Origin of the sequence: Streptomyces sp. HSW2009 (genome assembly GCF_040240285.1) — a bacterium.
Lineage (GTDB): Bacteria > Actinomycetota > Actinomycetes > Streptomycetales > Streptomycetaceae > Streptomyces.
Genome location: NZ_JBEHZD010000066.1, coordinates 1 through 21,554 on the forward strand (window position 1 = coordinate 1; position 21,554 = coordinate 21,554).

15 protein-coding genes and 2 pseudogenes are annotated in these 21,554 nt (G+C 73.6%); 8 read left to right on the forward strand and 9 right to left on the reverse strand.

From position 1 onward, the window contains the following. Positions 1-76: 76 nt before the first annotated feature. Positions 77-436 (reverse strand): annotated as a pseudogene (locus AAHZ94_RS08120) (asparagine synthase-related protein); the annotation flags it as partial. 1,283 nt (positions 437-1,719) lie between these two features. On the opposite strand from AAHZ94_RS08120, the gene AAHZ94_RS08125 reads away from it, so the two are divergent. Together AAHZ94_RS08125 and lhgD are read left to right on the forward strand one after the other, a co-directional pair. Next, a complete protein-coding gene (locus AAHZ94_RS08125; RefSeq protein ID WP_349991741.1) occupies positions 1,720-3,180 on the forward strand; it encodes an NsdA family TPR-like regulatory protein in 1,461 nt (486 codons plus the stop codon). Positions 3,181-3,717: 537 nt separating this feature from the next. Continuing rightward, positions 3,718-4,923: an L-2-hydroxyglutarate dehydrogenase gene (lhgD, locus tag AAHZ94_RS08130; RefSeq protein WP_349991743.1), complete on the forward strand. Its 1,206-nt coding sequence runs from the start codon at positions 3,718-3,720 to the stop codon at positions 4,921-4,923. 425 nt (positions 4,924-5,348) lie between these two features. Here the strand turns inward: lhgD and AAHZ94_RS08135 are convergent, their stop codons facing one another. Then, positions 5,349-5,744: a hypothetical protein gene (locus AAHZ94_RS08135; RefSeq protein ID WP_349991745.1), complete on the reverse strand. Its 396-nt coding sequence runs from the start codon at positions 5,742-5,744 to the stop codon at positions 5,349-5,351. An 803-nt stretch (positions 5,745-6,547) separates the two neighbouring features. Between AAHZ94_RS08135 and trmB the strand changes: the two are divergent. The 3 genes and pseudogenes from trmB to AAHZ94_RS08150 form a co-directional block, all read left to right on the forward strand. Beyond that, positions 6,548-7,546: pseudogene (trmB, locus tag AAHZ94_RS08140) on the forward strand (tRNA (guanosine(46)-N7)-methyltransferase TrmB); the annotation flags it as partial. Positions 7,547-8,155: 609 nt separating this feature from the next. Then, positions 8,156-9,784 carry a PrsW family intramembrane metalloprotease gene (locus AAHZ94_RS08145; protein ID WP_349991768.1) on the forward strand — a complete coding sequence of 543 codons (1,629 nt, stop codon included), beginning with the start codon at positions 8,156-8,158 and terminating at the stop codon, positions 9,782-9,784. 128 nt (positions 9,785-9,912) lie between these two features. After that, positions 9,913-10,527, forward strand: a complete 615-nt coding sequence (locus tag AAHZ94_RS08150) for a dihydrofolate reductase family protein (protein ID WP_349991747.1) — start codon at positions 9,913-9,915, stop codon at positions 10,525-10,527. 125 nt (positions 10,528-10,652) lie between these two features. Here AAHZ94_RS08150 and AAHZ94_RS08155 read toward each other — a convergent pair whose 3' ends face one another. The 6 genes from AAHZ94_RS08155 to AAHZ94_RS08180 form a co-directional block, all read right to left on the reverse strand. Next, a complete protein-coding gene (locus AAHZ94_RS08155; RefSeq protein WP_349991749.1) occupies positions 10,653-11,123 on the reverse strand; it encodes an NUDIX hydrolase in 471 nt (156 codons plus the stop codon). 82 nt (positions 11,124-11,205) lie between these two features. Then, entirely contained in the window at positions 11,206-11,631 is a 426-nt protein-coding gene (locus AAHZ94_RS36360; protein WP_502964603.1) for a DUF7848 domain-containing protein, read from the reverse strand. Next, positions 11,628-12,215, reverse strand: a complete 588-nt coding sequence (locus AAHZ94_RS08165; protein ID WP_349991753.1) for a hypothetical protein — start codon at positions 12,213-12,215, stop codon at positions 11,628-11,630. The genes AAHZ94_RS36360 and AAHZ94_RS08165 overlap by 4 nt, the downstream gene beginning before the upstream one ends. A gap of 324 nt (positions 12,216-12,539) precedes the next feature. After that, complete coding sequence (locus tag AAHZ94_RS08170; RefSeq protein WP_349991755.1) at positions 12,540-13,727, reverse strand: helix-turn-helix domain-containing protein; 1,188 nt, start codon at positions 13,725-13,727, stop codon at positions 12,540-12,542. 138 nt (positions 13,728-13,865) lie between these two features. Next, the gene (locus tag AAHZ94_RS08175; RefSeq protein ID WP_349991757.1) at positions 13,866-14,714 is read right to left on the reverse strand and encodes a hypothetical protein; all 849 of its coding nucleotides are present in this window, start codon (positions 14,712-14,714) and stop codon (positions 13,866-13,868) included. Further along, positions 14,687-15,100, reverse strand: coding sequence for a helix-turn-helix domain-containing protein (locus AAHZ94_RS08180; protein ID WP_349991759.1), 414 nt, complete (start codon positions 15,098-15,100; stop codon positions 14,687-14,689). The genes AAHZ94_RS08175 and AAHZ94_RS08180 overlap by 28 nt, the downstream gene beginning before the upstream one ends. A 385-nt stretch (positions 15,101-15,485) precedes the next feature. Between AAHZ94_RS08180 and AAHZ94_RS08185 the strand changes: the two genes are divergently transcribed. The 3 genes from AAHZ94_RS08185 to AAHZ94_RS08195 are packed head-to-tail and all read left to right on the forward strand — an operon-like array spanning position 15,486 to position 21,024. Continuing rightward, on the forward strand, positions 15,486-17,012 hold the full coding sequence (locus AAHZ94_RS08185; RefSeq protein ID WP_349991761.1) for an ATP-binding protein: 1,527 nt from the start codon (positions 15,486-15,488) through the stop codon (positions 17,010-17,012). After that, positions 17,009-18,055, forward strand: a complete 1,047-nt coding sequence (locus AAHZ94_RS08190) for a PD-(D/E)XK motif protein (RefSeq protein WP_349991763.1) — start codon at positions 17,009-17,011, stop codon at positions 18,053-18,055. Before AAHZ94_RS08185 ends, AAHZ94_RS08190 begins: the two co-directional genes overlap by 4 nt. A 2-nt stretch (positions 18,056-18,057) precedes the next feature. Then, complete coding sequence (locus AAHZ94_RS08195) at positions 18,058-21,024, forward strand: Z1 domain-containing protein (RefSeq protein WP_349991765.1); 2,967 nt, start codon at positions 18,058-18,060, stop codon at positions 21,022-21,024. 227 nt (positions 21,025-21,251) lie between these two features. Here the strand turns inward: AAHZ94_RS08195 and AAHZ94_RS08200 are convergent. Then, a partial coding sequence (locus AAHZ94_RS08200; protein ID WP_349991766.1) for a response regulator transcription factor occupies positions 21,252-21,554 on the reverse strand: 303 nt, incomplete at its 5' end.

The following is a 21,554-nucleotide window of genomic DNA, read 5'->3' on the forward strand; positions in this document are numbered from 1 at the left end:
ATCCGTCCGCCCCCCACCGAGATCAGCGCACGGAGTATCGCCGCCAGCGTCAGAGGTGAATAAGCGACAGCCCCCCGGGGGGGGGCAACACGGGGCGGGCGCCGGCGCGGGCGCCGGCGACGGTGACCCGGCGGCCGACCTGGGCGACGGCCGTGTAGCTGCCGGGCCAGGCGGTGAGGTGGCGCAGGGCGCCGCCGCGGGCGGCGAGCAGGCCGGTGCGCAGGGCGTCGTCGCTGGCGCCGCAGCAGCCGAGTACGGCGAGCCGGGTCGCGCCGTCGGCGTGCACCACGCGCACTTCGTCGGGGCGCCAGTCGCCGACCGCCCACAGCGGGTCGGGGCCGCCCCACACGAGTTGGGCACCGACCGGCGACAGGGCGCCCCGTTGGGCGAGGAAGGGCGCCGAGGCGATGCTGCCCCACCCCACCAACCACCGCATCGTCGCCTCCACAGGCTGTGGACAACCAAGAAGGAGCAGTCACCGTGCACGGTAGTCCCGCGCCCTTCGTGTGGCCGTGGCCAACACGCGGGCGCCGAGCGTCCCGGACGCGCCCCGACGGCCGGGCCGGCACCGTGTGCTGTCCCCCCGTCATGGCCAATGCTGCCACGCCGCCGCGATTCGGGCGGGGTGCGGTACCTGCGGTGACAGCCGAGCCCAGCGAAGCGAGCAGCAGGCGAACCCGGCCGCACGCCGCGGCCAACTCCGGTCGGAATCCAGCCATCTGACGTGCCCGTCACCACGCCGCCCAGACATCTGCCCGTCACCCTCCGTGTCCGTATGGGTCGGGTACGGGTCGGGGGCGGGGGTCAAGCGGAGGGGTGGGGCGGGGTGGATCGACTACCGACCGTGGTCGCTTGGCGGCCCGGGGCAGACCGGTGACGGGGAACGGCGGGCGGTTGTGGGCGGGTTGCGGTCCCGGGCCCCGGCCCCGACCTGGGCGCGCGTGCGCCGCGGGCCCGCACCCGGGGATCAGGTCCTGGCGGTCGGCGCCCCCGCCACTCCCCCGACCGCTAAGCGGAATCCGCGCCGACACCCCCGCGGGCGCCCCGTACCCGCCCCCGTCCAAAGAGGTGAAAATAAGCCAATCTCAAGCCGGCCGCCGAACCGTCGCCGGCCCGCTTCCGGGTGGGTCGCGCGGGCGTGTCGGGCCGATGACGCGGGCGCTACGGGCACGTGGCGCGGGTACGAAGGGCGCGCGGCGGCGCGGATCGCGGGGGTGCGCCGGGGCGGGGGGGGCAGCCGGCGGCGGGCGCGGGCGGGCATCCACGGGCCCCATCGGGCACGGGCGAACGCCAGCAAATGCGCGTCAACGAGGCGGGGTTACGGCAAAAGTCGGCGAACGGGGTCGAAACGCGGCGCCCGACCGGGCCACGTGCGGTGGTCCGGGCGGCGAACCGCACCTCCCGGACCAGTCCGCCGCCCGCGGGGAATGAGGCGGCGGCGTCCCCCAGCCCACCCGGTCACAGCACAGCGGGCCGACCCACGCACCCCCAAGGGAAGCGCTCCCACCGGAACCGGTGCAGAGCGCACGCATAGGCGCACGGCCACACGCGGCGGGAGCACGTCCGCGGGCCCGCACCCCGGCCCGGGCCTTGGCACGGACCAGATTCCCGCCATCCAGCACAGCACCTCTTAACGGTCGGGATGCAGCGAACTACGCTGGGTTTACGAATGCCCCGTGCCTATGCCGGGGCGGCCGTCGCTGCTGTCGAGGGGTGCGCATGTCCAGGGAGCTCCGCGGGCCGAACGAGAAGCTCGGCACCGTTCTCGCCCTCGCGGGAATCAGCAATGCCGGGCTCGCACGCCGGGTCAACGACCTTGGCGCGCAACGGGGTTTGACTCTCCGCTACGACAAGACGTCCGTGGCCCGATGGGTCTCGAAGGGGATGGTGCCGCAGGGCGCGGCCCCGCATCTGATCGCGGCGGCCATCGCCAGCAAGCTCGGCCGCCCGGTCCCGCTGCACGAGATCGGCCTCGCGGACGCCGATCCCGCGCCCGAGGTGGGGCTCGCCTTTCCACGCGATATCGGCCAGGCAGTGCGCTCTGCGACGGACTTGTACCGGCTGGATCTCGCCGGTCGCCGCGGGGGCGGCGGCATTTGGCAGAGCCTGGCCGGATCGTTCGCCGTCACCGCGTACGCCACGCCCGCCTCGCGCTGGTTGATATCGCCGGCCGACAGTTCGGTGGCGCGCGAACCCGCGGCGCTGCCGCGCACCGCCCCCGCCGCGCACCAGACGCCCGCGCCCGCGCAGGAGGCGGCGCCGCAGCGGGTGGGCCACAGCGATGTGAAGAAGCTCCGCGAGGCCGCCGAGGACGCCCGCCGCTGGGACTCCAAGTACGGCGGCGGCGACTGGCGTTCCTCGATGGTGCCCGAGTGCCTGCGGGTGGACGCGGCGCCGCTGCTGCTCGGCGCGTACAGCGACGAGGTGGGCCGGGCCCTGTTCGGCGCGGCGGCCGAGCTGACCCGACTGGCGGGCTGGATGGCGTTCGACACCGGCCAGCAGGAGGCCGCCCAGCGCTACTACATCCAGGCGCTGCGGCTGGCCCGCGGCGCCGCCGACGTCCCCCTCGGCGGGTACGTGTTGGCGTCGATGAGCCTCCAGGCCACCTACCGGGGCTTCGCCGACGAGGGCGTGGACCTCGCCCAGGCCGCCCTGGAGCGCAACCGCGGCCTGGCCACCGCGCGCACCATGAGCTTCTTCCGGCTGGTGGAGGCGCGCGCGCAGGCCAAGGCGGGCGACGGCCCGGCGTGCGGCGCCGCGCTGCGCGCCTCCGAGGGCTGGCTTGAGCGCGCCAGAGGGGGCGACCCCGACCCCTCCTGGCTCGACTTCTACACGTACGAGCGGTTCGCGGCGGACGCCGCCGAGTGCTACCGGGACCTGAAGCTGCCCCGCCAGGTGCGCCGCTTCACCGAACGCGCGCTGGCCTGCCCCACCGAGGAGTTCGTGCGCTCGCACGGGCTGCGGCTCGTGGTGTCGGCCGTCGCCGAACTGGAGTCCGGCAACCTGGACGCGGCCTGCGCCGCCGGCACCCGCGCGGTGGAGGTCGCCGGCCGCATCTCCTCCGCCCGCACCACCGAGTACGTACGGGACCTGCTGCACCGCCTCGAACCGTACGGCGACGAACCCCGGGTCGCGGAGTTGCGCGAGCGGGCCCGGCCGCTGTTGGTCGCCCCCGCGTGAGACGGGGCGACGGCACCCGCGGACCAGCGGCCCGGCCACCGGTCGGACCGCGGTCCGCGCTGCCGGCGCGATCGGCGCCAGCGGCGCGACTGACGAGGCAGGACGGCGGGCGGCCGGCCGTCGGACCGCCCGGCGCGCCGTCCCGCGGCAGCAGGCCAGGACCGCCGCCCGCCCGACCGGCGCCCCGACCAGCCGCGACGCCCGGTGTTCGGACGGTGTTCACCGGCCGGCCGTGGGGCGCCGGTCCCATCGGGGTGGCCGCCCGGTGCGCCCCCGGCCCGCACCCCCGCCGGGCACCGCTGCGTCATACCGGCGTCGCTTATCGCACACCCGGTCGGAACGGGGGCGACGCTTTGGTTTCGGCCCGTTGTCAGTGGCGCAGGTCATGATGGTGAGCGTCGGTGAAGTGGGTGGATATTGCGGCGGCGTTTTGCTCCGCATGGACGAGGATGACCCGGTTCGTATGGGCCATGTGGTCCGCACGGACCGAGCTGATCGGGGAAGCTGGGCGATGACCGGGTGCGCTGGGGAGGTGACGTGGTGAGGTACGACGCGGACGTGTTGGTGATCGGGGGCGGGATCATCGGCCTGTCGACGGCGTATGCGATCACGCGTGCCGCGCCGGGGACCCGGGTCACGGTGCTGGAGAAGGAGCAGGGCCCGGCCCGGCACCAGACCGGGCGCAACAGCGGTGTCATCCACAGCGGCATCTACTACCCGCCCGGTTCGCTCAAGGCGGCGTTCGCCGTGCAGGGCTCGGCGGAGATGGTGAAGTTCTGCGCGGAGTACGACATTCCGCACGAAGTGACGGGCAAGCTGATCGTCGCCACCGAGCGCGCCGAACTGCCCCGGCTGCACGGCCTCGCCCAGCGCGCCCGCCAGCACGGCATCCCGGTGCGCGAGCTCGGCCCGGCACAGATCTCGGCGTACGAGCCGGCGGTGCGCGGCCGGGCCGGACTGCACGTGGGCACCACCGGCATCTGCGACTACGGCGCGGTCTCGCGGCAACTCGCCAGCCTCGCCCAGGACGCCGGCACCTCGGTGCGGTACGGCGCGCAGGTGTCGGTCATCGGCCGGCGCGCCGCGGCGGTCGCGGTGCGGACCGTAGCCGGCGAGGTGCTGCGCGCCCGCGCCCTGATCAACTGCGCAGGACTGCACAGTGACCGGGTGGCCAGGCTCGCCGGCGACGACCCGGGCATGCGGATCATCCCGTTCCGCGGTGAGTACTACGAGCTCCGCCCCGAGCGCACGGACCTGGTGCGCGGCCTGGTCTATCCGGTGCCCGACCCCGCCTTCCCCTTCCTCGGCGTCCATCTGACCCGCGGCATCGACGGCGGCGTGCACATCGGCCCCAACGCGGTGCCGGCGCTGGCCAAGGAGGGGTACGGCTGGCTGACCGTGCACCCCCGCGAGTTGGCGGCCACGCTGGCGTATCCGGGCTCCTGGCAGATAGCCCGCCGGCACTGGAAGTACGGCGTGGGCGAGCTCTACCGCTCGCTCTCCCGCCGCGCCTTCACCCGCGCCGTGCGGCGCCTGCTGCCCGACGTCACGGCCGAGGACCTGATACCGGCGCCGGCGGGGGTGCGCGCCCAGGCCCTGCTCCCCGACGGCACGCTGGTCGACGACTTCCTGTTCAAGGAGTCCCCCCGCATGGTGCACGTGCTCAACGCCCCGTCCCCCGCGGCCACGGCCTCCCTCGCCATCGGCCGCGAGGTCGCCCGCCGCTCCCTGAAACACCTGTGAAGCTCCCCGGAGCACCGGTGAACCGGCCGCGCGCCGGGGAGCGCGCGGGCTGCGGCTGTTGGGTGTGCGGGTACGGGTACGGGTACGGGTACGAGGCGTCCTGAGCTGTGTGGGGTTGGCCTCGGGATGGATTGATCCCGGAGTGGGTCATTTCTGAGGTGAGTTGATCCCTGAGCGAGTTGGCTCTGGGGTGGGTCGTTCCGGGGGTGGGTTAACCCCGGGGGCAGCTTGATCCCGGGGTGGGTTGTTCCCGGGATGGGTTGTTCCCGGGGTGGGTTGACCCCGGATGGGGTTGGTCCGGGTCGTGTCCGTCTGGCCGTGCGGTCTCCGCCGGGGACGGTCTCGCTGGCGGGGGTCACCGCCCACGACGGCAGTCGCCCACGGCCCCGGTCGCCGGCCTGGGGTGGTCCCAACGGTGGAGATCGCTAACCCTGGTGGCCGCCGGGCCCGGTGGGGAGTGGGTGGCTCGCTGCCGCGGTGGGTGCCCCGCCGGGTGTGCTGTCGGGTGTGCTGTCGGGTGTGTCGGCGTACCACGGGTGGGGGCGGTGTGGTGGGCCGTCGGGTGGCTCGGTGGGGGTGGGGCGGGCGGCGTGGCTACCGCCAACCCGGCGGGCCGGATCGTGTCGTTCCTCGCCGAACGCGTCGCCGGCCGCGCCCAGCAGCGTAGTGGCGAGCGCACCCGCGATCAGTGCGGCGATCAGGCGCGGCCAGCGCGGCCGACCCGGGCTGATCACCGGTATGGGCCGGCGCTCGGGTCGCGGACTGAACCACAGGCCCCCACGCCGACCGTGTTCGGGTACCTCAACCGGGTCCCAGGTCATCCCTCGCTCCCGTGCGCTCGTTCTCAACCGTCAACGCCACACATGTTCCTGACAAACCCTGTGCCTATGGTCGCCTCACGAGGCCACTTTTGTCACAGGCGTACCGCAGCCTTTGTCAGACCGCAGTCTTTGTACGGCGGCGGTCGTCGCCGGGCCGCAGCCTTCGGCCGGCTTGGCCAGCCGCTGTCTGCGCCCGACCACACCGTCTTCGTACGCCCACAGGTCGTTGCCCGGCCGCAGTCCCCGTACACCCGCAGCCCGGGGCCAACCCGCCGTCGTCACCCGCCCGCCCCACCTCTCCGTACGCCCACGGGGCATCGCCCGACCGCAGTCTCCGTACGGCCGCACCGTCTCCGCACGGCCCGCGGCCCACGGCCCGCGGTCAGGGGGCCGCGGCCCCGAGGGGGAGCGCCACGGCCGCGGCCAGCCGGGAGGACGTGCGCCGACGCGGCGCGAGCCCGTACCCGAGCGGCACCGTGCGCACCAGCGCACCGCACACCCCGCGCACCGCACACCGCACACCGCAGGCGCATCGTGCCCCAGCCAGTCACCGCGCACGCGCGCACGCGCCGCCAGCGGGCACCGGCTCGACACACCCTGAGACCTTGACCCCACACACCCCGTCGCTCCCCCAGGGGCTCACGCCCCGTCCCCCATCGCCCCGGCCACACCCCTGCGCGCCCGGACACACCCACCCCGCACACCCTTCCGGCATGTGCGCCCGGCCAGTAAACCCCGGTCGCGGTGGGACCCCTACCGACACGCCGGGCCGATGCGGGCCGGGCCCGTAGAATCGAACCACTGTGTCCGAGAATCACACTGCCCCGCAGCGCCCGCAGCCCAGCCCGAGCACCTCGGGGCCGATGCCCGACGCCGCACCCGGCGCCCCGGCGAGCCCCGCGCCCGCCGCGCAGGCCGTACCGGCCGAGCCCACGCCGAGCACGACGCCCGCGACGGCCTCACCCGCCGAGACGGCTGCGACGGCTGCGACCGTCGAGGGCGCCACCGCAGCCACCGGGTCCTCGGCCACCGCGGACGCCCCGAGCACCACGGACACCACCGGTGCCACGGCGCAGCCGCGCGTGGCGCGGTTCCCCGAGGGGCCGGCCGTCGACCCGGCGGGTTCGCACCACGAGCGCCGCATCCGCTCCTTCCGGCCACGCCGCGGACGGGTGACTCCCGGCCAGGGCACGGCGCTGCGCCGGCTGTGGACCACGTGGGGGCTCGACATCGACGGGCTGCACCGCATCGACCTGGGCGAACTCTTCGGCGACCCGACGTTGCCCGTGGTGCTGGAGATCGGGTTCGGGATGGGTGAGGCGACGGCGCAGATGGCGGCGGCCGACCCCGGCACCGGCATCATCGCCGCCGACGTGCACACTCCCGGCCAGGGCAATCTGCTCGCCCAGGTGGACCGGGCCGGCCTGTCGAACGTCCGGGTGGCCAACGGCGACGCGATCATCCTGCTCCGCGAGATGCTCGCCCCCGAGGCGCTGTCCGGGCTGCGCGTCTACTTCCCCGACCCGTGGCCGAAGAAGCGGCACCAGAAGCGGCGGCTGATCCAGCCGGAGTTCCTGGCGCTCGCCGCGTCCCGGCTGAGGCCCGGTGCGGTGCTGCACTGCGCCACGGACTGGGAGCCGTACGCGGACCAGATGCTTGAGGTGCTGACCGCCGACCCGTACTTCGAGAACACGCAGCCAGACGGCGGTTTCGCCCCCCGGCCCGCGTTCCGGCCGCTGACCAAGTTCGAGGGTCAGGGCATCGAGAAGGGGCATGCGGTGCGGGACCTGCTGTTCCGGCGCGCCGCGGACGTACCGGTGGTCGACACCACCGGAGCACACCCCGCGCGCCCCGGAGTACACCTCCCGTACGCCGGGCGCACCGCAGCAGAGGCCGGTCGCACCGCGTCCGACGAGGCACCTCCGGCGGCCGACGGCGGGGCGACGGAGCGTACGGCGTCCCGCGCGGCGTCGGATGCCGTCGACGCCGCCGACCGCCCGGCACGACCGTGAGCGGCCGGGCATAATCCGGAGAGCCACCACTGCCCCCTTCGTTAGGGTCGCCGAGTGCACGAGTCCCCTTCCCCGCACCACCCCGTCGCCCCGGGCCGCGCAGGCCAGGAGCCGGCCGCGGCCCCCGTGGAAGGGGTGACCGACGGGACGCAGCAGGCCGGCGCGGCCCGGGCCCCACACACACACACGACCACGGCCACAGGCACGACCACGGCCACAGGCACGGGCACACACCCAGCCCCGCACCCACAACCCCCACACCCGGATTACACCGCCGACGACTACGCGCACACGTACGCCCCCAAACCACCCCCCAGCGGTGGCTACGGCGCCACGAGTGACGCGCACGGCGGGCGGTGGCGGCGGAAGTGGGCCGGGGGCTGGGAGAAGTGGGAGCGGCTGCGGGACAGCCGGGCGGTGCGGGCCGCGGCGCTGATCGTGCTGCTGGCGCTGTCCGGGCTGGTCATCCTCGCGCTGGTGCGGGAACAGACCGGCACCAAGGGCTTCCTCGTCGGCCTCGGCCTCGCGATCCTGCCCGTACCGCTGCTGATCGCGGCGTTCCGCTGGGCGGACGGCGTCGAGCCCAAACCCTGGCGGAACCTGCTGTTCGCCTTCGCCTGGGGGTCGTGCGCCGCGACGCTGGTCGCGCTGTTGGCCAACGGCCTCGCCACCGACTGGATCATGACGACGGTCGCCGAGTCGTCCTCGCACGACCGGGACACCTGGGGCGCGACGCTGGTCGCGCCCGTGGTCGAGGAGTCCGCGAAGGGCGCCGCGATCCTGCTGCTGTACCTGTTCCGGCGGCGCGACTTCCACGGGGTGGTCGACGGGGTGGTGATAGCCGGCATCACCGCGACCGGCTTCGCCTTCACCGAGAACATCCTCTACCTGGGCAATGCTTTCGTCAGCGACCAGGAGTTCGGCTACTCCGGGTTGCAGTCGACGACCGCGGCGACGTTCTTCATCCGGGCCGTGATGTCGCCGTTCGCGCATCCGCTGTTCACCGCGGTCACCGGCATCTGCTTCGGCATCGCGGCGGCCTGCCCGCCACGGCAGCGGGTGCGCCGCGTACTGATCCCGCTCGCCGGGCTGCTGGCGTCGATGGGCCTGCACGCCACCTGGAACGGCTCGGCGTCGATGGGCGGCTACGGCTTCCTCGCGGTGTACGGGCTGTGCATGGTGCCGCTGTTCGCGCTGCTGACCTGGTTCACGATCTGGTCCCGCGGCAAGGAGCTGCGCATCATCCGCGCCCAGCTCCCGGCGTACCAGGCGACGGGTTGGATCACCCCGCCCGAGCCGGTCGCGCTGTCCTCGATGCGGGCCCGTGCGATAGCCCGCGACCTGGTCCGCCGCACCCGCGGCCCGGCGGCGGCGCGCGCGGTCGCCGAGTACACCGCCTGCGCCACCTCGCTCGCCTTCCTGCGCCAGCGCGCCTACCGCGGCACGGCCGGCCCCGACTTCGCCGCCCGCGAGCGCGACCTCCTCGACCGCCTGTGGCAGCGCCGCGAGATCGCCCAGCCCGCGCTGGCCCACGCGGCCCTGACGATCCCGCCGCCCCCACCGCCCTGGGGGTACGCGCCCCCGCCCGGCTTCCCGCGCCCCGGTTTCCCGGCCCCCGGGTACGCGCCGCCGCCCGGTTACGCACCGCCGCCGACGTATGCTCCACCGCCCGGTTACGGAGCGCCCGGCCACCCGGCACCCGCTGGTCACCCCGCGCCCACGGGCTACCCGACCCCGGGTTACGCGGCCCCGGGTTACGCGTACCCGGCCGCCGGCCCCGCGTACGGCACCACCCCCGCGCCGGCTCCGGCCCCCGGATACGGCACGGGGTACGGCACGGGGTACGGCACGCCCTGGCCCCCTCCCCCGCCCGGCTGGCACCCCTCGCACCAGCCACCGCCCCACCAGCCGGGAGCCTGGCCGCCCCAGGCGCACGGCACCGCCCCCGGCACGAGTCACGGCCCAGCCCGCGGCACCGGCCCCCGCCCGGCCCACGGCTACGGGGGCCAGCCGCCGGGGCGGCCGTAACACCCGCCCACCATGCGGACCAACGCTCAGGTGATCGCGCTCCCACGGCGTCTAGGGTGAGGGGACCTTCAGCGTTTCCCGACCCCCGTGGTCGCTCCGGATGTCACAGCCGAAAAGAGTGGTGCTCGATGAAGCTGGTCGTACAGGAATTCCTGACCCTCGACGGAGTCTCGCAGGGCCCGGGCGCCCCGGACGAGGACACCAGCGACGGCTTCACCCAGGGCGGCTGGTTCGTGCCGCACCTGGACGAGGAGTTCATGCAGGTCGCCAGCGAGTGGCTGAGCCAGGCCGACGCGTTCCTGTTCGGCCGCCGCACGTACCAGAACTTCGCGCGGGACTGGCCGAAGATGGCGGACCACCCGAACGCCGCGATCCTCAACGGCCTGCCGAAGTACGTCGCCTCGCAGACCCTGACCAGCGCCGACTGGAACCCGACCACGATCCTCTCCGGCGACGTCGCCGCCCAGGTCGCCGAGTTGAAGCAGCAGCCCGGCCGGGAACTCCAGGTCCACGGCAGCTCCGACCTCGCCCAGTCGCTGCTGGCCGCCGGCCTGGTCGACGTCATCCGGCTGGCGATCGCCCCCGTCGTGGTCGGCCAGGGCCGCCGCCTGTTCCCCGTCGGCGGCGCCCCCGCGGGCCTGCGCCTGGTCCACCACCAGACCACCCCCGCCGGCCTGTCGATCCACACCTTCGAGTCGGCGGGCCTCCCGCAACACGGCACGTACGGGGGCGCCCAGGAGTAACCCTCCCCCCCCCAGCCCGCCGGCCCGGGCCCACTGGGACGACCCACCCGCGGTCGCCCGGCGCGCCCGGGCCGCTGCGCGTTCAGGGCGCGGGCGGCAACGGCGCGGCACGGGGCCGGCGCCGGTCAGCCGAGGTACGGCTGCGGCCGGTCTTCGAGGAAGTGATCCAGCCGCAGCCGCTGGGTGTGATGCATGGGCAGCGAGCCGAACTCGTCCGGATGGACAAACCGCACCTCGGTCGACTCGTCAGAGACGGCCAACACCCCGCCGATCACCCGGGCACGGAAGCACACGTTGAACTGTCGACGCACTTCGCCGTCGGTGTACGCGATGACGTGCCGCGGGTCGGTGTACGTCCCCACCAGCCCGGTGATTTCCACGTCGAGCCCCGTCTCCTCCTTGACCTCACGCACCGCGCACCCGGGCAGCGAATCGGTGAAGTCCATCCCACCCCCGGGCAGGGCCCACAGCTCGTTGTCCCGTCGCCGCTGGAGCAGGATGCGGCCCTCGCCGTCCGTCACGACGGCCGACGCGGCGACCACCATGCTGTTCGGCTGCGGCGCGTGCGGGTCGTCGTAGTACTCGGTGCGCGCCATCGTCAGCCTTTCGTGGGGACGGGTGTTGCGGTTGCCCGGACCGCATCGAAGGTACGGGCCCGGCCGCCGAAAAGCCGCCCGTTCAGGGCGCGGCCGGCCCGATCTCCTCGCCCGGCGTGATCCGCCAGCGCAGCGTGAACGTGGCGGTGTACCGCAGGTGACGCCCGTCGGGATGGTCGCGCGCCACATGCTCAAGGCACCACTGCTGGGCCTGTTCGTGCTGGTCGGCGAGGGTGCCGGCGGGGTCGGGCGCCGGGGAGCGCTGGGCGCAGGTGAGGCAGGCGGCGCGGACGGTGTACGGGTCGGCGTCGGGGTCGGGCGCGAGGTGCATCTCGACGACGCGGTAGCGCCGCCGGGACCCGCGCCGCTCCCGCCGTGCGTTCGGCCCGTACCCGGCACGGGGCCCGGACGACTGGGGCCCGCGCGGCTCGTGGGGCCCGTACGACTCATGGGGCTCATGGGGCCCGTCCGACTCGCGAGGCTCGTACGACCCATCGCAAGGGTTCACGGGCCGACCACCGGACTGTCGCGGAGCCTGGCCGCGTGCGCGCAGGCGGGATGGGCCCGCAGGGCGCGCGGCGCGGGGTCGGCGGGATGTGCCCGGGCCCGTACGATCACGGCGTCGGCCGGCTCCAACTCCCGCTCGCACAGGGCGCACTGGCGCGGCAGGGCGTCCGGGCCGTGGGCGAGGGCGACGGCGGTGGTGAGGACGGCGCCGAGGTAGTACGGCTGGGCGAGGTAGCGCCCCGACCACTCCCCGGTGATCCGCCAGTGCAGCCCCGGCCCGCACCTCCGGTGGGCCGCGGGCACCCCGACGTAGTGGGCGTACGTGGGGCTGGCGGGGTGGGTGAGGGTGACGTGCCCGGCCAGCCGGCCCCAGTGCTCGAAGGCGTGCGCCTCGCCCACCGGGAGGAGCCAGTACGCGCAGCCGATGCGGGGGTTGACGATGGTGGCGCAGTTCTCGGTGCCGTCGAGGATGGTGAACGCGGCCCGGGCGATGTCCAGGGACGTCCGGACGGCGTCCCAGTGCCGGCCGGCGGGCAGCAGGGTGACGTCCTCGGCGACGGTCGGCGCCCAGTGGAACCTGGTCATGCGGTGCCTCCGGCCTGGCACGGGGCCTGCCGGCCCGGCACGACCCGGTGCGGCAACCGCCGGCCCGCCCCACCGCACCCACGCCGCCTCCGGCCGGTGGGCAGGGTCAGCGGACGCCACCCCGATTCCTCACCGGACCTCCACCGGACGCCGCCGCTGGGCGGAATCCAGGGCTGGGGTGGTGCGGGAACGAGCGCGGCAGCAGTGACCACGAGGCAACTCCGTAACGGTGCGTTTACTGACCGTCACATGGTGGTGGCGCGCAAGCCGCACTGCTTTGCGCGATTGGCAATGCCGCGTCCTTGACCCGGCGCCCTCCACCCGCTAAATGCCGCACCACTCCGCGAACGACCGGAGCGAGGCATCCGCCCGCTGGCGCGCCCGAAGCAAGGTCGCCACGGTCTCGTGTACCGAGTGGTGATACCGCGTGAGCTGCGGCGATGCCGTGCGGGCGGCGCGCAGCGAGATCAGGGCCGCCGCCTGGTGCGCGGTCCACGCCTCCGCTCGGGCGCGGTCGATCCAGTAGTGCGCGGCGCGCGTCGGCGCGTAGCCGTCGGGCAATTGGACCGCCCGTGCGTGTTCCAGCGCCTTGGCGTGGTCGTCGCGGTCGCCGGCGGTCGCGATCTGGTGCAGCCGTACGTTCAGGGGGCCGAACGCCAACGCGTAGTCCCGAGTTTCGCCGGTCACTCCCGCCAGTTCGGTCGCCTGGCCCAGCCAGTCCTCAGCGGCCGAGTCGTCGCCGGCCCGGGCGGAGAGCACCGCGGCCCGGAGCTGGAGCGTGCCGCGTACGGCCCGGGTGCTGCGGTCGCCGTCGTCGTCCAGGTCGCGCAGGGCGTGCCGCATCAGGGACACGCCGCGGCTCAGCCGCGAGTTGTCGGCAGCCATCTGCGCGCGCTCGTACCGCTCGATCGCCACCTGCCGCGGATCGCCCGAGTGCGGAGCGGCGACCGCCATCCGGGACAGCGCGAGCCGCGCCAGGTCCATGTATCCGAGCCGATACGCGACGATGGCCGCGGTGCGCGCGGCCTCGGCTTGCAGCGCGTGGGCGCGTTCCTGCCGGTGTCCGACGGGTTGGAGTTGCGTCGCGATGGCGATCTCGCTGATCAGGCCCGGGAGACGGCCGGCGATCTCCATGTACTCGGCCGCGACGCGCAGGGCGACCAGTTCCGCCATCTCCGCTTCGAGTCGGCGCAGCGGCCGGGGCGCGGGTGCGTCGTCGGGGGCCAGGTCCCAGTCGTCGAACGCGGTACTGATCGGGGTGAGCAGCGCGTCCAGTTGGTCGCGTTGCAGGGCCTGGACGTACGGCTGGCCGCGCAGCACCGAGACGCTGACGCCGAGCGCCCGGGCGACGGCCGCGAGGATGGGCTCACTGGGATAGCGCTCGCCCCGCTCGATGCGGCACAACTGGCTCGCGGACACGTGCGCCTGCCGGCCCAACTCCTGGAGCGAGTAGTCCCGGATGAGCCGGAACTCGCGCACCCGCGCGCCGATGGTGTCGCTCTGGTCGGGCATGGCGTTCCCCGTTCTGTGGACATCAGCACGGTACTGCTGAACGGGGTTGTACGCGGGGGGCGTTGCGCGCGGCGGCAGGGGTGGCCGGGTTGACCGCAGGGGGCGCGCGGATGAATCGCTACCAGCCAGGTTGACCCCTCACACCCCCGCCCACCCCGCGAACGCCGCCAACTCCTCGTCTCGCGAGCGGTCAAGGCGGACCAGCGTGCCGGAGACCGACCTGACCGTGGGGTGGAAGCGGGTGTGGTTGGGGCTGAGGGCGCGCGCTCGGCGGAGGGCTGCGAAGGAGCGGGTGCGGTCGCCTTCGGACAGGCGGGCCGCGGCCACGTCGATGTGGTGGTGGCTGGCGCGTTCGGCGGCGAGGGTCGTGGGCGGAGCCCATTCGTCGCGCTGCTGCTCAGCGCCCCATTCCGCCAGCCGCGCCAGCGCCTGTTCCGTGTCGCCGCCGTCGATGAGGGCCGCGACCTCGTGAATGCGGACGTTGGTCGGGCCGAAGCTCATCTCGTAGTGGTCCACGTCGCGGTCGCCCAGGAAGCGGGCCACCGCGCGGGCGTCGGCCAGCCGCTGTTCGGCGCGATCGCGGTGCCCGTCGCGGGCCTCCACGACGGCCAGCTTGAGCAGGATGGCGCCCTGTACGGCAAGTTGCTGATCGGACAGGGCCTCCTCGGGAGCCAGCCGCGAGACCTCACCCTCCAACCCTTCGAGCACCCGCCGCGCGGAGGCGAAACCGCCCACCCTGAGCATCGCCCCCGCCTTCAGGTACGCCGCCGTCACCTGCATCAACGGGTCGGCCGACCGGTCGGCGGCCCACTGCACGCGCTCGATCGCGGTCATGCTGAGGTCGTGGTAACCCAGCTTGTGGGCGAGCGAGTTCGATGCCCGGTAGCAGCGTGCCAACCACCAGAACGCCCGCTGCTGCTCGGCTCCGCGCGCGCTGAGCGCGACCTGTGTCAGTTCGGTCAACAGCCCGGGCAGCAACGGCCCCATGACCCCATGACCACGGACCGCCCGTCCTGCCGCAGCCGCGCCACCGACTCCGCCTCCGTGGCCAGGGCGGCCAGCGGGCGCGGCGCCCGCGTCGGGGCGTCCGGACTGTCGTACGTGATCATGATGCGGCGCAGGTCCGGGATGACGGCCTGGATCTGCTCGTCGCTCTCCACGCCGTTGAGGTACGGCTGCCCGGTGATCCGCTCGGGCCCGACCGCGAGCGCCTGCGCCAACTTGGCGATCAGCCCGGACGGGACGGTGCGGCTACCGCGCTCGTACTTCTCCAGGCTGGAGACGGACACGTTGATGCGGGTGGCGAGTTGACGGACGGAGAGTCTGCGGATCTTGCGGAGCTCGGTGATGTGCTGGCCGATGTGCGTACCCATGCTGCTCCCTGCGTGCTCGGCGTCGCGGCCAGCGTACGGGCGCCCGCCGGCCGCGGGGCCGACTCCGACCCCAGGAGGACGCATAGCACGGCGGGCCGCGATGGGTCCTTGATCCACCCAACTCCGGTCGCGGGCGACGCCCCGCACGGTACGGCGCTCGGCGAGAAGTAACCCGCCCCACCCCCGCACCCGCACCCCGCAGCCCCCAGCCCCCAGCCCCCAGCCCCCAGCCCCCCAAAACTGACTTTCCCCGACTTCTCCCTGTTCCAGGGCCCATCCGATACAGTCTCTTCCGATCCCAGAAACCCTCCGACGTGCGCCTCACCCCCCACCGCCTCCGTCGGGCGGGGAACGTTGCGAGCAGTGTTTCTGAGGTAGGCACGCCATGAGCGACTGGCACTTTGAAGTTCCCATCACCGGCAGCAAGCAGTTGCCCCCGGACCCGCGCTACATGGACGCGTTGAGCAGTCAGGGGTACGGGTTCGAGGTCGCGTTGGCCGACCTCATCGACAACTCGATCGACGCGGGCGCCAAGGACGTCGTCATCCACGTCTTACGCAACGGGGACGAACTCGTCAGCCTGCTCGTCGTGGACGACGGGCGGGGGATGGACGAGGACGCGCTCGACGTCGCGATGACGGTCGGCGGGCGGCGCGAGTACGACGAGAAGTCGCTCGGCATCTTCGGTACGGGGCTCAAGGCCGCCTCGCTCAGCCACGCCGACTCGGTGACCGTCATCAGCAAGACCAAGCGGACCCGGGCGGTGGGCCGGCGGTGGGTGACCGCGCACGCCAAGGAGGGGTTCCACTGCGACATCGTGGACCCGGGGTACGCGCAGGACCTGATGGACCGTTACCACGGGCAGCCCATCACCTGGCAGGGCACCATCGTCCGGTGGGACGGGGTGCGCGACTTCCCCAAGCACGGCGGGGGCGGGCAGACCGACCGGTACCTGACGCGGATGATCCCGCGGCTCGGGCTGCACCTCGGGCTGTTCCTGCACCGGTTCCTGGCGCGCGAGGACTTCAACATCACCATCGCCGTCGAGGACGTGCAGACCCGCACCGTGTACATGGACTTCGGGGTGGAGTCGCTGGACCCGTTCGGCTATCCGGTCACCGGCTGCGCCGGTTTCCCGCGGGTGTTCACGGCCGAGGTGGACGGCGTCGGCGGGGTGCCGCTGACCGGGCACGTGTGGACGCCCAAGTCCAACCTGGACGAGTACCGGGCGGTCGGCACCGTCCTGGACAAGCAGGGCTTCTACTTCTACCGCAACGACCGGCTGGTGCAGGCCGGCGGCTGGAACGGGTTCCGGCAGCCCGAGGCGCACCTCGCGCTCGCCCGGGTCGCCGTGGAGCTGCCGCCCGACGGGGGCGACGCGTTCCGGCTGACCGTGAAGAAGGCCGGCGTGGAGGCGGCGCCGGCGTTCGCGACCTCGCTCAACGACGCGAAGGACGCCGGGGGTTACGCGTTCAAGGAGTACCTGGACGCGGCGGAGGCCACGTACCGCGAGGCGCGCAAGCGGGCCGGCGTTGACCGCAAGCCGGTGATCGGCCCCGGCAAGGGGATGCCCGCCGAGGTCAAGCGGACCGTGGAGGAGGAGCTGCCGCTGCTGCCCGGCGAGGAGCCCATCGCGCTGCGCTGGGAGAAGCTGGGCAGCGACGTCTTCTTCAACATCGACCGCGAAGAGCGCGCCATCCTGCTCAACAAGGCGTACCGACCGGCGCTGCTCGGCGGCCGGCGCGGCGGGCTGAACGACGCGCCGATGGTGAAGTCCCTGCTCTACCTGCTGCTGCACCAGGTCTTCGAGAAGGAGTACAGCGGGCCGCGCGAGAAGGACAACCTCCAGCTCTGGCAGAGCATCCTGCTCTCCGCGGCCCGTACCGAGCTGGACCGCATGGACGAGCAGTGACCGGCGCTCCCCCGATCGGCACCCCGCACGTGGAGTGGGCGACCGTCGCCGGGTACGTGGACGACGGGACGCCGGCGCTGATCCCGCTGGCGGGCGAGCCGCGGATCGAGTTCTTCGTGGACGCCTACGGGGCGCGCACCGGGCTGCGGATCGCGCTCGGGCCCACCGACCGGGTGCCGCTGTCGGCGCTGACCGCGGTCGTGGTGCGGCCGGTGGAGGCGCACGGGCGGCGGATGCTGGAGGTCGCCACGGCCGAGCGGTCCCTGTTCCGCGACTTCCACGACCTGCTCCAGGGCATCGCCGACCGGGTGCGGCGCGAGGGGTACGGGCCGGCCAGGGCGTTCACCGAGACGCTGGCGTCCTGGACCGAACTCCTGGCCCGCACCCGCCGGGTCGGCGAGGAGCAGCGGATCGGACTGCTCGGCGAGTTGTACGCCCTGGAGTGGTTCGCGCACCACGTCGGCTGGCCGGTGGCGCTCACCTCGTGGCGCGGGCCCGACAGCGAGGAGCACGACTTCGGGCTGCCGGAGTACGACGTCGAGGTGAAGAGCACGGCGGGCGAGCGGCGGGTGCACAGCGTGCGCGGCACCACCCAGTTGGTGCCGACCGGCAGCCGGCCGCTGTGGCTGCTCTCGCTCCAGTTCACCCGGGGCGGCTCGGCCGGCCACTCGCTGGGCGAGCGGGTGCGGGAGGTGCGGGAGCAGGTGGCCCAGCACGCGCCGGAGCTGAGCCCGCACCTGACGGAGCTGCTGGCCGGGTGCGACTGGCTGGGGCCGCTGGCGGCTGCGCCCGACCCGGAGCGGTGGTCGCTGCGGAGCGCGCCGCTGGTGCTGAGCGCGGCCGACCCGCGGGTGCCGCGGCTGGGCCCGCAGGCGCTGGCCGCCCTCGACGGCGAGGCGCGGCAGCGGCTGGTGGCGCTCAGCTACGGCATCGACCTGACCGGGCTGCCGGACGCCGTGGACGCGCCGCCGGCGCTGCGGTTCCCCGACGACCCGGGGCCGCCGGACGCGGGCGGACCCACCCCCACGCATCGGAGCACCTGACCATGAGCGACGACCCCACCGAGCGGCTGCACTCCATCGTCCTGGCCGGGCTGCGGCAGGCCGGGCCGCAGCCGCTCGCGCACGGCCTGCGCGCCTGGGCGCAGGGGGTGAGCCCGGCGCCCGACACCAGCGAGGAGGGCTTCCGCGCGCGGCTGCTCGCCGGGTACGCGGGGCATCCGCTGGTGGAGATGTGGCGGCGGGCGGTGACGGCCTGGGACTTCGCGCAGTCCCCGGCGTGGTCGACCGCGCCGCCGTGCACCGAGGACCGGCGCGCGGACATCTACGAGCTGTTGGCGCTCGCCGCCGAGACCCGCACGGTGCTGACGGAGTTGGTGCCGGTGGCCGTCGCGGACGCGCCGACGGTGATCAGTACGGAGTTCACGCCCTGGTACACGCCGGCCGCGCAGCAGAGCCGTACCTGGTACTGGCCGGCCTATCAGCGGGTCCTGGAACACAAGGGGTGGCCGGCGGCGGCGCTGGCCGCGCTGGACGAGGCGACCGACCGGGTGGTGGAGCGGCTGGCCGACCCGGCGACCGGCACCGTCTACCAGTCCAAGGGGCTGGTGGTGGGGCACGTGCAGTCGGGCAAGACGGCCAACTTCACCGGCGTCATCGCCAAGGCCATCGACTCCGGGTACCGGCTGGTGATCGTGCTGGCCGGCACGTTGAACCTGCTGCGCCAGCAGACGCAGCGGCGCCTGGACATGGAGTTGGTGGGGCGGGAGAACATCCTGCGCGGCGGCGACGAGATCGAGTCGGACTACGCGGACGACCCGGAGTGGCACCGCGGCGGCTTCCTCGCCCACGGCGGGGTGCCCTCGGTGCTCGGCGCGTTCGACATCATGCGGATGACGACCCGCGACAACGACTACAAGCGGCTGCTCCAGGGCATTACGGCGCTGGAATTCGAGAAGCAGGAGCCGGCGCTTCCGCTGTATGACCCGCGGAATCTGCACCGGAGTGCGGCCCGGCTGATGGTGGTCAAGAAGAACAAGACCGTCCTGACGAAACTCCTCAAGGACCTGAAGAAGATCCGTACGCCGCTGGCCGAAATTCCGGTCCTCATCATCGACGACGAATCCGACCAGGCGTCGGTCAACACCTCCAACCCGCGGAAGCTCCGCGAGGGCAAGGCCGAGCGGACCGCCATCAACGGGCTGGTCTCCAGCCTGCTGGCGCTGCTGCCGCGGTCCCAGTACGTGGGGTACACGGCCACCCCGTTCGCCAATGTCTTCATCGACCCGAGCGATACCGCGGACATCTTCCCGAAGGACTTCATCGTCTCGCTGCCGGCGCCGGCCGGTTACATGGGCATCCGGGCCTTCCACGATCTGGACTCTGACATTCCGTGGTCGGAGCGTACGTACGCCAATTCGCAGGGCAAGGCCCACATCCGCGATATCCCGCCGGCCGCTGGCGAGGACGACGACTCGCTCCAGCAGGCGGTGGACGCCTTCGTGCTCTCCGCGGCCGTCAAGCTCTACCGGGAGGAACACGACCCGCGCGGCGTGAGCTATCCGCACCACACGATGCTGGTGCACGAGTCGGTGCGCACCGCCGACCACCGGGCGCTGGCCGAGCGGCTGACCCGACTGTGGCACTCCGCCGGCTATCTGGGCCCCTCGGGGCACGCCCGGCTGCGGGCGCTCTTCGAGTCCGACTTCGCGCCGGTTTCGGCGGCCCGGGCGGACGGGTACGCGACGCCGGGCAGCTTCGCCGATGTCGCCGCGCACATCGGGGCGGCCTGCATCCGGATCGGTGGCGACGAGAACCCGGTCCTCGTCGTCAACAGCGACAAGGACATCGAGCAGGGCACCGCCGACTTCGACAAGCGCTCGCTGTGGAAGATCCTGGTGGGCGGCGCCAAGCTGTCCCGTGGCTTCACCGTCGAGGGCCTGACGATCTCCTACTACCGGCGCACCACCACCCAGGCCGACACGCTGATGCAGATGGGCCGCTGGTTCGGCTTCCGCACCGGCTACCGGGACCTGGTGCGGCTCTACATCAGCCGCGGCGAGGCACACGGGCGGGGCGAGATCGACCTGTACGACGCGTTCGAGGCGGTCTGCCGGGACGAGGAGAGCTTCCGCGCCGAACTGAACAGGTACGCGCCGCTGATCGACGGGAAACCGCAGGTCACGCCGGCGCAGGTGCCGCCGCTCGTGGCGCAGCACCTGTCCTGGCTCAAGCCGACCAGCGCCAACAAGATGTACAACGCGGAGCTGATCGAGATCCGTTCGCCCGGCGCCTGGATCGAGCCGTCCGCGTACGCCGGCGCACCGGCCGCGGTCAGGCGCAACGCCGAGCGGTGGGAGCCGCTGCTCAAGGAGTTGAGCGAGGGCCCGGAGGAGGAGTTCACCAACCCCCCGGACACCACCAGCCAGTTGACGCGCAGGTTCCGGGCCCGTACGGCGGTGCTGCCGCACGGGCTGCTGGTGAGCGTGTTGGAGCAGTTGGAGTGGAATCGGCCCGATCTGTTCCAGCCGCACCTGACCTACCTCAAGCAGTTGGACGGCCGGCTGGCGCGGGTGGACGACTGGCTGTTGCTCGCGCCGCAGCGGATGTCCAGGGAGCGGCTGGCGGCGACCATCCTGGGCTCATCGCCGCTCTCCCTCGTGGAGCGCAGCAAGGCCCCGTACCGGGACGCGTTCAGCCGGGTCACCGGCTTCGAGCACCGGGTGGCGGCGGAGCGGCTGGTGGCCGCGGCGGGCACGGCGGCGTCGCTGGTCACGCCGTCGCGCGGGGTCGCGCTCGTCTATCCGGTGCTCGACATCACCGGCGACCGGGACGTCAGCGACGTCATCACCGGCGGCAAGGCCGACGCGACCCGGGTGATCATGGCCTTCGCGCTGCTGCCGCCGAAGAGCGCCATCGACACCAAGCGCCGCCTGGTGCACTTCCGCGCGAAGGTGTCCGCGCTGCGGGACGCGCCGATCGTGGACGTGCTGGCGGCGCCGGCCGAGCGGTGAGAGGGGCTGCGCCGGCCTGGCGGTGAGGGGTTGGTCGGGCAGCGGTCCGCCGCACCGGCGTGGTGTGTCCGGTGCGGCGGTTGCTCGACTGCGGCAGGGCGCTCGGTACGGGAGCGCCTTCCGTACGAGTACGAGTACGAGTGCGGGTACGAGTGCGGGCACGCGGAGTGCCTCGGTACGGGAGCGCCTTCGGGTGCGGCAGTGCGCCCCGTACGGCGCGGCCCGCGCTACAGCGGTACGGTCGCCCGCGCCGCGACGTCGTAGGTGTGGAAGACGGCGGCGAGTTGGGCGCGGCTGCGGCAGCCGAGCTTGCGCAGCACGTTGGAGACGTGGAACTTGACGGTGCTGAGCTCGACGTTGAGCCGTTCGGCGATCTCCGGGTTGGACAGGCCCTCGGCGACGAGGCGGGCCACGTCCTCCTCCCGGCCGGTGAGCCGGCCGGGCCGCCGGGGGGGGGGGGGGGGGGGGGGGGGGGGGGGCCGGGCGCGGGGGCCCCGCCCCCGGCCGCCCCCCCCGCCGGCGGCCCCCCC

Coding starts and splice junctions, on each gene's coding strand:
- AAHZ94_RS08125 (WP_349991741.1), top strand. CDS start 1,720: ATGTCCAGGGAGCTCCGCGGGCCGAACGAGAAGCTCGGCACCGTTCTC.
- AAHZ94_RS08135 (WP_349991745.1), bottom strand. CDS start 5,744: ATGACCTGGGACCCGGTTGAGGTACCCGAACACGGTCGGCGTGGGGGC.
- AAHZ94_RS08150 (WP_349991747.1), top strand. CDS start 9,913: ATGAAGCTGGTCGTACAGGAATTCCTGACCCTCGACGGAGTCTCGCAG.
- AAHZ94_RS08155 (WP_349991749.1), bottom strand. CDS start 11,123: ATGGCGCGCACCGAGTACTACGACGACCCGCACGCGCCGCAGCCGAAC.
- AAHZ94_RS08165 (WP_349991753.1), bottom strand. CDS start 12,215: ATGACCAGGTTCCACTGGGCGCCGACCGTCGCCGAGGACGTCACCCTG.
- AAHZ94_RS08170 (WP_349991755.1), bottom strand. CDS start 13,727: ATGCCCGACCAGAGCGACACCATCGGCGCGCGGGTGCGCGAGTTCCGG.
- AAHZ94_RS08175 (WP_349991757.1), bottom strand. CDS start 14,714: ATGGGGCCGTTGCTGCCCGGGCTGTTGACCGAACTGACACAGGTCGCG.
- AAHZ94_RS08180 (WP_349991759.1), bottom strand. CDS start 15,100: ATGGGTACGCACATCGGCCAGCACATCACCGAGCTCCGCAAGATCCGC.
- AAHZ94_RS08185 (WP_349991761.1), top strand. CDS start 15,486: ATGAGCGACTGGCACTTTGAAGTTCCCATCACCGGCAGCAAGCAGTTG.
- AAHZ94_RS08195 (WP_349991765.1), top strand. CDS start 18,058: ATGAGCGACGACCCCACCGAGCGGCTGCACTCCATCGTCCTGGCCGGG.